The organism is Mojavia sp. (assembly GCF_059505145.1).
This window is the reverse complement of sequence record NZ_JCACKA010000036.1, coordinates 21,982-34,572: the sequence shown is the minus strand read 5'-3', so window position 1 is coordinate 34,572 and position 12,591 is coordinate 21,982. Positions and strand designations below refer to the sequence as shown.

The window sequence follows — 12,591 nt, the reverse complement described above, 5'->3', positions numbered from 1 at the left end:
CTTAAGAGTGGTGTCTGGGGATCAAAATCAGGCTAAGTTTAAAATTAGCTGCGATCGCCTCCGGCACTGCGCTCCGTGCAATCATCTCAAAATCAAAAACTGCTGGGTCTGATGATATCTAAACACGGCAAGCGCAAAATACTAGAGGTCGTTAACTACCTCAACTGCGACTTTAGCTTTATCTTGCTATTTGTATTTCTGACATTTTCCAATCCGGGCGAAGGTCTCTAAGATAAAGATAGGTACAGAAAACTGCTGTCAGTTTACCCGCTTCATCCTTATCACTCCATCGAGCAATTGCTTATGAATTTCTCGTCAGCGCGACAATATTTTTACCAAGAGATTCAGCAGCCTGACGAGGATATCGACCTGGCAAAAGCTGCTTTATATATTGCCCAAGAAGAATATCCCAACCTTGACCCCGAAGAATACCTTAATGCCTTCGACACAATGGCAGCAGAACTACAAGAACGGTTGCCTTCTTCACGGTATCCGCTGCGGGTGATTCAAAATATAAGTAGTTATTTATACGATGACTTGGGATTTGCTGGCAATCAAACAGACTACTACGATCCCCGCAACAGCTTTTTAAATGATGTGATTGATCGGCGCTTAGGGATACCTATTACTTTAGCGCTAGTCTACTTGGAGGTATCCCGCCGAATTGATTTTCCAATGATGGGTATCGGGATGCCAGGGCATTTCCTGATTCGTCCGAATATCTCAGATATGGAGATTTTCGTTGATGCATTCAATCGCGGTGAGGTTTTATTTACACAAGATTGCCAGGAACGGCTTTCTCAGATGTTTCAGCAACCTGTGCAGCTAAAACCAGAATTTTTAGCTCCGGTAAGCCATCGGCAATTTTTAGCACGGATGCTCACGAACCTGAAATATATTTACCTGAAAAAGCAAAATTTGGAAAAAACTCTAGCAGCAGTTGAGCGAATTTTGCTGCTGTTTCCTGGGGTGGGCTTAGAATTGCGCGATCGCGGTCTGATTTACTATCAACTTGGTCATTATCCACAAGCTGCTGACGACTTGCAAAGTTATCTAGCTAAGGTTCCTGATGCTGATGATGCAAGCGCAATTCGGCGGCTACTTGCTGAGTTGAAGAGAAAGTAAAAAATTCAAAATTTAAAAATCGGAATTTTCAAAATTGACAACATTAACGAAGTCTTTGTTGTACTTCCTCTGCTACTCGTTTGAGGCGGCGCAGTTGGGCTTGCATATCTTGTTTTGTCCAAGATGCTGCAAAGGTATTAAAACCCCAACTGATTAAGGGGTTGGGAATTTCAAACTCAAACCTATTCAGCAGGCTTGTTCCCTTCTCGATTGGTAGACATTCCCAGCGATCGCGCCCTTTGAAAAATCCCTGAAACTCCCACACGACTAAACCCGGTTGCCTTTCTACAACAACACTCTTGAGAGCCGGTTGAATTACAGGAATTTGAATCAAAAAGCGGCTTTGACTGCCAACATCGGTACTCCAAGTTCCGCCCACAGGTTCACAACGGAGTACAGGGTTAAGCCAGCGATGCATGAGAGTTAAATCGGTAAAACAACGCTCTACCACTGTAGCTGTGGCATTAATTTGAATCGATTGTTCCAAAACTTGGGGCATTCTACATTTTTAATGCTGTTGCTGCAATTAGATTAACGCAAAATTAAGCGCTGCCATTACATTACATCAATACGACAATTTACTAGATTGTAAAAATCAATAAACTTGTATAAGTTAGATAAAGATCTAAAGGTACAACAGATAAAATTACAATTTTTCCTGTCTGCTTCTGCTTTCTTCACTGCTGGCAGAATTACTAAATGCAAGAGATACTAGGAGCTTTCATTCACAATTGAGATGAAATTTTATCTTTACCTAGCTTTTACTTCTTTATTTTTAGTTTTGAATTTTAAGATATGTCTAAACATAAAAATTAATATCAAATATTTTATAACAAATAGCATTTTGTAATAATTAATTAACATAACAAAAAAATATTTAATAAATTCAAAGATTGCTCTTAATCAGAATGATATATATCTTTTTCCTGGTAAATTGTTAGGCAAAACACTAGTGAACTTACGGGGGCACGATTGCATACAACAATCTACTCCAGAAGCATCTTAAGTGTTAACACCCAACAATAAACCTTAATTCTGAACAACCATGAACACAGCTTGGCCAGGAATAACCCAGGTAATAGAAGTGGGTTTGTCGATGAGGGTGCAACAATTTTTGGCACAATCGCCCAACCTACCACCCTATCAACCAGGGATAAAGCAGGGAATTGCTGATGTACAAGGCATTGTTGAACAGATCCTTCTGTTTACACCCCGTTTGCTAGGGGCAACGGCAATTTTGCTAGTAGGTTGGTTGATTGCTGCGATTGTGGCTGTAGTAACACGGAAAATCCTCAACCGCACAAACATAGATAACCGCATTGCTACAGGAGTGACTGGTCGTAACGATGTTCCTCAGGTGGAACAATTAATCTCCAGCTTAGTCTTTTGGGGCATTATTCTGTTGACTGCGGTAGCGGTTTTACAGACTTTAGGACTGGAGGTAGCCTCTCGACCACTCAATAATTTTCTCGATCAACTTGTGGGCTTTTTACCAAAGTTGGTTGGTGCAGGAATTCTTTTGGGTGTTGCTTGGTTATTAGCTACCATTGTGAAGATTGCAACGATACGCGGACTCCAGGTATTGAGGCTGGATGAACGTTTGAATCAAGAAACACAGGATGGTACACCTGGACTCAATCAGTTGTCTTTAAGCGAAACGATTGGCAATGCGCTTTATTGGTTCATCTTTCTACTTTTTCTCGTCCCAGTTCTAGATACTCTGGGGTTAAGGGAGGCGCTACAACCAGTAAAAGCTTTAATAACACAGATTCTTTCAATTCTGCCAAACATCTTAGCAGCGACACTAATTGCTGCTGTCGGCTGGTTTATAGCTAATATAGTTTGCCGAATTGTTACCAACTTATTGTTAACCACTGGAATCGACCATTTGGGTAGCCGTTTTGGACTGTCTTCATCTGTAGGGGGACAATCTCTGTCGAATATTGTCGGCACGCTTGTCTATATTTTGATTTTAATTCCAGTTGCGATCGCCGCGCTCAATGCTCTGAAAATTGAGGCGATTTCAGTTCCAGCGATCGCCATGCTGCAACAAATTCTGAATGCTCTACCTGCAATTTTTACAGCCATAGCAATTCTGATTATTGGCTATTTCGTGGGGAGGTTTGTTTCGGATCTGGTCACGAGTATCCTCACCAGTTTTGGTTTCAATAACATTTTTGCTGTGCTGGGTCTGCCATCACCTAGACAAACAGCCGTATACACACAAGCAGGCGCACCAGTATCAACACCAACCCGTACCCCATCAGAAATTGTCGGGATTATCGTCTTAGTGGGCATTATGCTGTTTGCGACAGTCGCAGCAGTAAATATTCTCAATATTGCCGCGCTGACAGCCTTGGTGTCCGGGATTTTGATTATATTTGGGCGGATTTTATCGGGATTAATCGTATTTGGCATTGGTTTGTTCTTGGCAAATCTGGCTTTTAGCATCATTACCAGTTCTAATAACCCCCAGGCAAGGATTTTAGGACAGGTGGCGCGGATTGCCATTATTACCCTAGTCTCAGCAATGGCACTGCGGCAGATTGGCGTTGCCAGCGATATTGTGAATTTAGCATTTGGGCTTTTACTAGGTGCGATCGCCGTTGCTATTGCTTTAGCCTTTGGTCTTGGTGGTCGTGATATTGCCCGCGAACAAGTCCGAGAGTGGCTAGATTCTTTTAAAAGCAAAGGGTAAAAGTCAAAGTTTTGTGGCACAGTTTTACCTATAAATCAGAAAGTGCAGTTGCAAGCATCAGAAGTGTAGGCAATATTTTGGCAATTCTGCTTGAGAAGTTGAAAGCCAAAGCTTTGAGCTTGGATATTAAGCGTAAAAGTGGCATTCCAAGTTCAAAGCTGAAATTTTGAATTTTGCGCTTCAAGCTCAATTTTTGGAGTTCTCAGCCCAAAGTTTCAAGTTTTGAGGGCGATATCTGACAACAAGATGCTCCGCTTCTATGCATTATTTGCTAAATTTCATTTTGTAGAGCAATTCGTCTTTAATGCGGCTGAGAATTGAGGCCTCATCCAAGGTTGCCAAAATCTTACTGATGACTGCCTTTGGCCCATCAGGCCCCCAAGTTGCGCCATTGGCTAAATAAGCTTTGGTCACTTGTCCAATACCGTAAGAAGAAACACCAGCTACGCCGGCTTGAGTTACCGCCACTGAGATATAGGGGCCAATGGCAGCACCAGCCGTAGCTGATGCAGAGATACCAAGTAAAGTTTTCAACCCACTTAAACCTAAGTTAGCTAGTAGTTCACTAACACCAATACCGCCCATACTCAAGGCAATTTTTTGGAGTAATTTTACAGCACCAGCTTCGGTCATTGGAATGCCGTAGAGTTTAGATAAACCTAAAATTAGAAAAATATCAATAACAATACTACTAAGTATATCTACTACAGTTACAGGATTAAGAGCGATCGCTAATGCCTTAGTCATTACCGCTTTCCAAATTAGCTCATTAGCATTCTGTTCCCGAATCATCAGTTTTCGCTGTACCAATTGCTCATTCACGGTATCGGCATAAAGCATTGTGTTGAGAGCAACCAAAGCTTTACCCTCACGGTGCAGAATCTCTAGAATTTTGAGCTTCAGTTCATCGATTTGGGCATTACCTGTCCGTAATTGTAACCCCCTGCTACCATCAGGGCGCAGAATCGCCGTTTTCACTAATGGTGATGCCGCTGCCATGACAATTTCTAGAGGTGAGAGTAACTCTTTAACCCGTTCATCCCGGATTTTGTGGTAAATTGCCATCCGGTCTGCTTCTGGATACTGGTCTACTTTGTTAAACACCAAAATTATCGGTTTACCAGCTTCCCGCAACTGAGAAAGAGCAACCTGTTCTACCTTAGTCATGTCACCAGCAATCACAAACAAAATTAAATCTGCCTGTTTTGCTACCTGTTCAGCTAATGCTGCACGGGTATCTCCATCTATTTCGTCTAACCCAGGTGTATCAATTAATTCCACCTGAGATTGACCAACTGCTGGCAGGGTTACTCGTAAAGCACGTTCCGTTTTGCCAATCGCCTCTTCGTTAATACTCCAATTAACGCTTTGTGCTGCACGAGTCACCCCATGCAAAGGCCCAGTTTCAAACACTGGTTGCCCAACCAAGGCATTGAGTAAGGAAGATTTACCGCGTCCTACCATCCCAAAAGCAGCAATCTGCACCACCATGCGGTCTAACTTCCCCAACATCATTTCCAAATCAGTAATCTCTGTCTCTAAACCATGCTTTTCCTGGGGAGTGAGGTCGAGATTGGCTACCAATCTTCGCAGTGCTGTTTGTGCTTGTTTGTAGTTGAGTTCCGTCTGAATGTCTTCAAAACTGAAAATTGCACTATCAAGTTCTTCCTCCCAGTTTAGGGAAGTAGCATCAGTGTTGGACGAATCACTCTGATGCGGATCAGGCAAGGGCAATGTCGAATTCATACGGATTTTGGTTATGTGATGGATGTGAGATATGAGATAGACCTCGTTTCTTATCCTAGTGATTTTTAGCAGGAGATTCGAGAGATAAGAGACCAGAACTTACGCACTCAGATCCCCCAACCCCCTTAGAAAGGGGCAGCCCTGCGCCCTTGCGGGTTAAGCGACTCCCTCAGTGGCGTGGCTTTAGACGTTCCCCCCTTAAAAAGGGGGGCTAGGGGGGATCGGGGTTTCAGGCTTGGGTGCGTAAGTCCTAGAGACAAAGGGGACAGCTAATGATTAATGACAAGCAAAAAGTCATACACTGAAAAATGCATCTAGTAGCGTTAGGATCTTGACTAAATTATCTGTGCGGAAAATAGTTATTGCCGGTAACTGGAAAATGTTCAAAACTCAGGCAGAGTCCCAGGATTTTTTACAGGGATTTCTGCCCTACTTGGAGGAAACCCCCCAAGAGCGAGAAGTTGTATTGTGCCCCCCATTCACTGACTTAAGCATTTTGTCTAAGAGTTTGCATGGTAGCCGTATCCAACTTGGGGCACAAAACGTCCACTGGGAAGAAAATGGAGCCTATACTGGTGAAATTTCTGGCCTCATGCTGACAGAAATTGGCGTGCGCTTTGTAATTGTCGGTCATAGTGAACGACGGCAATACTTTGGCGAAACGGACGCGACCGTAAATCTACGCCTAAAAGCTGCCCAAAAGTATGGTCTTACTCCTATTTTATGTGTAGGCGAAACCAAACAACAACGAGATGCAGGGGAGACTGAATCACTGATTACCACCCAGTTAGAAAAAGACTTGGTAGATGTCGATCAAAATAATTTAGTGATTGCCTACGAACCAATTTGGGCAATTGGCACAGGAGACACTTGTGAAGCAACAGAAGCAAATCGGGTAATTGGCTTAATTCGCAGCCAATTAACTAATCCCAATGTTTCAATTCAATATGGTGGCTCAGTCAAACCCAACAATATTGATGAAATCATGGCTCAACCAGAAATTGATGGTGTGCTAGTGGGAGGAGCAAGCCTGGAACCTGAAAGTTTCGCCAGGATTGTGAACTATAAGTAACTTTTGGGACAAGGGGAAACAAGAGGATCAAGGAGCAGGGGGAAGTTTACCCCATCTCCCCATCTCCCCATCTCCCTATCTGTCCAAAAAGGTAGATTATATGCATAGTGAGTTGATAATTCGGGGTCGCTGTTTCCAATGGGGAAAGCAGACTTATCTAATGGGCGTGTTGAATGTGACGCCTGATAGCTTTAGTGATGGTGGCGAGTTTAGTACTACTACTGCTGCTGTAGCACAAGCGCAAGCACTGGTAGCATCTGGTGCTGACATTATTGATGTCGGTGGTCAATCAACTCGACCAGGCGCAGAGCAAATAACTCTTGCAGAAGAAATGGAGCGAGTGGTACCTGTAGTGCAGGAGCTACGGCAACACATTTCAGTACCGATTTCTGTAGATACAACTAGGGCATCTGTGGCTAGGGCATCTGTAGCTGCTGGTGCGGATTTAATTAATGATATTTCTGGTGGTACGTTTGACTCCGAAATGTTACCAACAGTAGCCGATTTAAGTGTGCCTATTGTGTTGATGCACATTCGAGGCAACCCACAGACTATGCAAAAACTAACTGATTATCAAGATTTAATAGCAGAGATTAATAGTTTTTTAGCAAAGCAAATTGCAGCTGCAATTACTGCGGGCATTGAACAGCAGAAAATGATCATTGATCCTGGTATTGGCTTTGCTAAGAATCATGAGCAAAATTTAGAAATTCTTCGCCGCTTACGGTCATTCAAAGCGCTCAACTGTCCTATTTTAGTAGGAGCATCCCGTAAAAGTTTTATAGGTAGGATTCTTAATCAGCCAGATCCGAAAGCACGAGTTTGGGGCACAGCTGCGGCGTGTTGTGCTGCCATTTTTAATGGCGCTGATATCCTCCGGGTTCATGATGTTAAAGAAATGCGCGATGTGTCATTGGTTGCTGATGCATTGTTTCGGCATAGTTAAGACTATACAGTTCCATTCTCAGAACTATTGCCATTAGTTTCACTACTTACAGCGTCACCCAGCATTTGATCTAGCGCTCCATCTGATATGCTTGGGTTGAGAAAGACTATTTTGGCATTGGAACTAGCACCAAGTTTATGGCTTGCTTCTACTTGTTCTTGCGCTACCAGATACCTGAGAATTTCTCTAGTTTCTGGTCTAGCAGTGACAGCTTCCGAAAGTATCCGAATTGACTCTTTAGTTGCTTCGGCTCTCTTAATTGCAGCTTGTCGTTCTCCTTCTGCTTCTGTAATAGCTGCTTGCTTTCTAATTTCAGCAGCTTGTTGTTCTGCCATTGATCTTTGAACACTCTCTGGGGGTGTGATGCTTTGAATATCTATCCGAATAATGTTCACTCCCCATTTTTTACTGGTGTCATTTACAATCTGCAACAGTGATTGGTTCATTTGATTTCTGGCAGAAATGGTTTCCGATAATGTTCTCTCAGCAATGTGGGCACGGAGTTCAACTGTTACGAGGTTAGCTAGAGCCACTTGCATATCGTCAACCTTATAGAAGGTGTCCTCCATGCTAATAATTTGCCAGGTGACAACACCATCAACCTCTAAGTAAACGTTATCTTTAGTGATTACCTTCTGAGGCTTGATATCTAAAATCTGCTCTCGTGTGGTATCTTCCATCACAATTTGATCGACCAAGGGCACAATGAAGTTTAGTCCGGGATTAAGTTTTCGATGATACCGCCCTAATCTTTCTACTAGAGCTACATTGCCTTGATTAATCAGTTTTGCAGATCCTAAGGCATAACCTATAAGCGCTAAGACTATAGCAATGATTGGCTCCATATATGCTCCTATTTAACTTTTGGGGAATTTAGTTTAATGGACATGGTACTACCTTGTCCTAACTATGTCCTAACTATAAGTCTAATGTTTTGAGTTTGTAATTTTATGAACACCAGCAACATCAAGTTACAAGTCCAACGCGACTTGTGCGTTCTTGTGTAGGTAAGGCAGTTTGTGAGAATGCAATCGTTATTAAAGCACCTTGATTACTTACTTGCAAGGTCTACTTTCGTAATTAACTTTACTCACATTGCCTACTTAACTTTAGGTAGAATAACAGACTCCCCCAATCATAATGCTTGTTTGGGTTGCAAGCCAGTTGAGGCTTTGCACATTACTTTTGTACTATTTTGGCAAGTGTGGCAGCGTGCGATCGCTACTTCGGATTTTATAAATAATACTTTTCAAGCACAATGCACAAAAGTACTCGTACTTATCTATAGATTTTTAAGATTATGTGTATTACTGTGGTACAGGTTGCTTTACTTGGCTAAACTATATATTGCTTGCATTTATTTATACTATACGACTTATGTGAGTTGAGGCTGAAAGAACACAGTCTCGTTCATAGAGCTAGAGCTTACAATTAAAGCGAAGGCTAAAACCTTTGATATTGCTGGGGAATTTTTAACTCACATAAGGCGTACATTTTAGTCAATTACCAAACCCAGCCAAGGTTTTATACTTCCTGGCAAATCAGAATTAAGCCGTAAAGGTAATTGAGGCGTAGAAAGAGATTGAGCGTAGTCTGATGTCAGAAATGGTTGGTAAATGCCTGCTTCTGGTGTTAGTTGTTTAGTAAATGCTAATGTGACACCACGAATCAATTGGCGTAAAGAATTAGTTTCTTCGCCTCGCTTTTCTTTAATAAGAGTAGTGGCTGCACTTCCAGAATAGGCGGGATCGCTAATACTCAAGTGAGTACCACCAATGGCAGTAATCAAATACTTTGGGCCTTGCAGTTGGGCGAAAGGGGCTATTTGATGCTTCAAGGCTGGAGTTAAAGCGTCTTCGGTTGCGCTTAATATTAATGTTGGGTTAGTAACTTGAGCTAGGCCATTTTTACCGAAGAGTTTGCCAACCACAGGATTGAAGGCGATCGCACTCTTAACCCGCTCATCTTGTAACTGTAGTTTCTTCTCTTTTAAAGGAGCGGCTGCACACTGCAACCAATCGCCAGGCGCTTCGTTAAAAGAAAGAGAAGTTTGACAGAATTGTCGTAATTCCTCTAAGTTTACCTCTGCACCGGCTAAAGCCAAGGCTGTATAACCACCCAAGGAATGACCAATAACAGTTACTTTCTCAGTGTTAAATTTTCCCTGAAGTTGCCCTGATTGGGTGTTCAGTTTCGCTAGTTCATTAAGCAAAAAGCTGATATCTTTTGGCCGTTCAATAAATTCGGTAGCCGGAAGCAGTTTCGCCAAATTAACTGGTTCTGAGGCTGTAATGTTGGCGTTAATATTGCTATCTGGATGTTCAATTGCAGCAACAGTGATGCCGTGAGAAGCTAAATGACGCGCTAAATAGCTAAAAAATCTGCGGTTGGCACCAAGTCCGTGGGAAATAACAACAAGTGGTGCTTGTGTGTCACCACGACTCGAATAAATGTCTACAGGAATAATCCGTTTCCGTTGTTGGTCTCTTAGGATAAGTGTTTGCTGTTGAACTGTGTTTTTGCCGCTCGCAGCTGGATCGAATTGAGGCTGAAAGGATGTATTAGTTTTGACAGCTAACTCTCGTTCAAGTAGAGTACCAAGAGCTTGGCTTTGCAGGTAGTTGCCGTTGAATTCTACGGCGAGTTGAACCGCTTTAGTTGCGTCTACGGTGACATTTTCCTCTGGGTAGGCTTGCAAAAAGCCAACAACACTCAAACCGTTAATTTGTCGTAGCGAGAGGTTAAGTGCTGCCTGGAGGCTGTCTACTGTACTACCTGGTATTGCCGCTCCTAATGATGCGACTAATTGTTTGCCTTGTGGCGATCGCACTAATTCGTCAATGAATTTATCTGCAAAAGCTGGATCTACTTGTAAACGCCGATTCAGTAATTCTCGCACTTGGGGAGTTAACAAAGAGCCAAAAATTTCCAGATTTTCTGGTAGTTTCCCTGTTTTAGCAAATTTTTCTAAGTCAGCGATCGCTAGCGACTGCTGAAATGGGCCTAAGCGGATAGTAACCTTTTCTGCTGCTAAAGTTGCGGGTATTTGTCCAGCCCAACTTAAAGCAATGGTCATGCCGCATAGTAACCCTTGCACCCAGGAAATTTTACGCTGCTGCTTGCCAAACCGAAATTGCATCTTAGCCATTAGTTATTAGTTACAGTAGTTCATAACTCATAACGTTGACTGGCCAATATCCGGTTTTGTTGCAGTCTGGGGACAGAAATGATTAACAGTGCCCCCAGCTTATAGTCACATCTAAAATCCGGTGAATAAAGTTCTGAGAATACCTAAGATCGAGCCTATAGGATTGAACAGAACACCGAGGGTATCACCAGTTCTAGCTGTACCATTGCGGCTGACTACCACCACATCATTATTGCGGAGTATAGGATTGGTTTGCTCGTTGATTCCTTTGGAGAAGTCAACTTGCACTACACGTTTAGTTACAGAACCATTGGGGTTAAGACGAATCAAATCTACTGCACCACTTTTAGCTCTAGCATCATTAAATCCGCCAGCAGCTAGTAATGCTTGGTTTAATGAACTATTTGGTTGAATTTCTACAGTTCCTGGCCTTTTAACTTCCCCGACTACACCAACTTGGATTCTTGAGGGAGATAAAGTAGTCGTAGCTAATTGAGTAGCTTCTGCTGGGTTAATCTCAGTTGCAGTCGGAATTACAATCGTATCTCCGTCTTGCACAATCACGTCTTGGTTAACATCACCACTTTGTAAGAGTTGCCAGAGATTAATATCTATAGCTTGTTCTGAACCAACTCTTGTAGGGCGGCGAAGCTTGAGACTACGAATATCGGCTTGTGGCGTAATCCCACCAGCTAATTGAATTGCCCGCGTTAGAGTTGGCAAACCGCTGCCGGCAGCTCCCCCGTCTTGTCCAGTCGTTGCTCCTGAGGTAACAAGATATGAACCTGGACGGTTTACTTCACCAATTACTGCTACTGTACGGGGTCTGCTAGGATCGGCGGCAAAGTTAGCTGCAAACAAATTCCGTGCTTCTGCGACGTTGAAGTTAGTTGCAGTCGGCACAACAATGGTATCGCCATCTCTTAAGGTAATATCCTGCCCTATCCTACCTGTTTGGATGAGTTCCTTCAAATTAAGTGAGACCGTTTGCTCACCGCTACGTCCAAGTTTACGGCGTAATTGAACTTGGGTAACATCTGCTGCCAAGGTCACACCTTGAGCTGTTGTTAGTGCTGCCAATACAGTCGGGTATTGTACACCTGGATTGTTTCCAGCGCCTCCTTGCAAGCTTAGAGTGTAAGCCCCTGGACGTGTCACTTCACCTGCAACAAAAATATTAATCGGACGAGGTGATAAAAGGTTCACTGAAATCAACGGACGTTTTAAAAAGCGAGAGTATCTTTGAGCAATTTCGTCAGCAGCTTGTTCGGTTGTTAGCCCCAGAACTGATATGCTACCGATTAAAGGTAGATTGATCGAGCCACCAGGGGGAATTTGGTATTCTCCCGTATATTCCGGCACTTCAAATACATTTACACGTATAAGATCGCCGCCGCCTAATGCATAATTTGTATCTATTGATGTAGTAGCTGGGGCTATCTGAGTAGTAGGCGATACTGGAGTTCTATTAGGTGATCCTGGTTGAGCAGAGCCAGCAGATGGCACAGCGAGATTGACAGCCGTTAACAAAGCCACACCCATGGTTGATTGGGTAAGGAATTTCAGCAAACCTATATTAAGCATATTTACCCAAAGCTCTTAAACTATGATTGCTAAAGTACTGTCTAAACATTCTAATCTTGACTATACGGAATTATTTAAGTTTCCCAACATTCTTATTTTCTTAGAAAAACTTGATTTTCCGGAGGAGTATTTATTGATGGAATTTGAAATTTTAGTAAAGTTAATTTAAAGCTTAATCCGCTTCGATACAAGAAGATTACAAAGTTCATTGTGATTATACTTACATTTTTTGCTAGAGGATCAAGGAATATGAGCTTAAATATCATTTTTCT

At 42.6% G+C, this 12,591-nt stretch carries 9 protein-coding genes; 4 read left to right on the top strand and 5 right to left on the bottom strand.

Annotated features, from left to right (window positions below; genetic code table 11):
* The first annotated feature begins 303 nt into the window (after window positions 1–303).
* The gene (locus tag AC5JL8_RS06470) at window positions 304–1,125 is read left to right on the top strand and encodes a SirB1 family protein (RefSeq protein ID WP_495878960.1); all 822 of its coding nucleotides are present in this window, start codon (window positions 304–306) and stop codon (window positions 1,123–1,125) included.
* Between the two features lie 43 nt (window positions 1,126–1,168).
* Here the strand turns inward: AC5JL8_RS06470 and AC5JL8_RS06465 are convergent, their stop codons facing one another.
* On the bottom strand, window positions 1,169–1,624 hold the full coding sequence (locus tag AC5JL8_RS06465) for an SRPBCC family protein (RefSeq protein WP_495878959.1): 456 nt from the start codon (window positions 1,622–1,624) through the stop codon (window positions 1,169–1,171).
* A 546-nt stretch (window positions 1,625–2,170) separates the two neighbouring features.
* Here AC5JL8_RS06465 and AC5JL8_RS06460 point away from each other — a divergent pair.
* Window positions 2,171–3,823 carry a mechanosensitive ion channel gene (locus AC5JL8_RS06460; RefSeq protein WP_495878958.1) on the top strand — a complete coding sequence of 551 codons (1,653 nt, stop codon included), beginning with the start codon at window positions 2,171–2,173 and terminating at the stop codon, window positions 3,821–3,823.
* Between the two features lie 264 nt (window positions 3,824–4,087).
* On the opposite strand, the gene AC5JL8_RS06455 is transcribed toward AC5JL8_RS06460, so the two are convergent.
* Window positions 4,088–5,569 carry a GTP-binding protein gene (locus AC5JL8_RS06455; protein WP_495878957.1) on the bottom strand — a complete coding sequence of 494 codons (1,482 nt, stop codon included), beginning with the start codon at window positions 5,567–5,569 and terminating at the stop codon, window positions 4,088–4,090.
* A 346-nt stretch (window positions 5,570–5,915) separates the two neighbouring features.
* Here AC5JL8_RS06455 and tpiA point away from each other — a divergent pair, with 346 nt between their 5' ends.
* Both tpiA and folP read left to right on the top strand, forming a co-directional pair.
* The gene (tpiA, locus tag AC5JL8_RS06450; protein WP_495879060.1) at window positions 5,916–6,641 is read left to right on the top strand and encodes a triose-phosphate isomerase; all 726 of its coding nucleotides are present in this window, start codon (window positions 5,916–5,918) and stop codon (window positions 6,639–6,641) included.
* Window positions 6,642–6,741: 100 nt separating this feature from the next.
* Window positions 6,742–7,587, top strand: a complete 846-nt coding sequence (gene folP / locus AC5JL8_RS06445) for a dihydropteroate synthase (RefSeq protein ID WP_495878956.1) — start codon at window positions 6,742–6,744, stop codon at window positions 7,585–7,587.
* A 2-nt stretch (window positions 7,588–7,589) separates the two neighbouring features.
* Here the strand turns inward: folP and AC5JL8_RS06440 are convergent, their stop codons facing one another.
* The 3 genes from AC5JL8_RS06440 to AC5JL8_RS06430 all read right to left on the bottom strand — a co-directional run bounded on the left by AC5JL8_RS06440 (window position 7,590) and on the right by AC5JL8_RS06430 (window position 12,319).
* A complete protein-coding gene (locus AC5JL8_RS06440; protein ID WP_495878955.1) occupies window positions 7,590–8,432 on the bottom strand; it encodes an SPFH domain-containing protein in 843 nt (280 codons plus the stop codon).
* Window positions 8,433–9,082: 650 nt separating this feature from the next.
* Window positions 9,083–10,726, bottom strand: a complete 1,644-nt coding sequence (locus tag AC5JL8_RS06435; protein ID WP_495879059.1) for an alpha/beta hydrolase — start codon at window positions 10,724–10,726, stop codon at window positions 9,083–9,085.
* Window positions 10,727–10,846: 120 nt separating this feature from the next.
* A complete protein-coding gene (locus AC5JL8_RS06430) occupies window positions 10,847–12,319 on the bottom strand; it encodes an SLBB domain-containing protein (RefSeq protein ID WP_495878954.1) in 1,473 nt (490 codons plus the stop codon).
* Between the last annotated feature and the right edge of the window lie 272 nt (window positions 12,320–12,591).

Bases quoted from the DNA above. Each gene is read 5' to 3' on its own strand.
- AC5JL8_RS06470 (WP_495878960.1), top strand. From the start codon at position 304: ATGAATTTCTCGTCAGCGCGACAATATTTTTACCAAGAGATTCAGCAG.
- AC5JL8_RS06465 (WP_495878959.1), bottom strand. From the start codon at position 1,624: ATGCCCCAAGTTTTGGAACAATCGATTCAAATTAATGCCACAGCTACA.
- AC5JL8_RS06460 (WP_495878958.1), top strand. From the start codon at position 2,171: ATGAACACAGCTTGGCCAGGAATAACCCAGGTAATAGAAGTGGGTTTG.
- AC5JL8_RS06455 (WP_495878957.1), bottom strand. From the start codon at position 5,569: ATGAATTCGACATTGCCCTTGCCTGATCCGCATCAGAGTGATTCGTCC.
- folP (WP_495878956.1), top strand. From the start codon at position 6,742: ATGCATAGTGAGTTGATAATTCGGGGTCGCTGTTTCCAATGGGGAAAG.
- AC5JL8_RS06440 (WP_495878955.1), bottom strand. From the start codon at position 8,432: ATGGAGCCAATCATTGCTATAGTCTTAGCGCTTATAGGTTATGCCTTA.
- AC5JL8_RS06435 (WP_495879059.1), bottom strand. From the start codon at position 10,726: ATGCAATTTCGGTTTGGCAAGCAGCAGCGTAAAATTTCCTGGGTGCAA.
- AC5JL8_RS06430 (WP_495878954.1), bottom strand. From the start codon at position 12,319: ATGCTTAATATAGGTTTGCTGAAATTCCTTACCCAATCAACCATGGGT.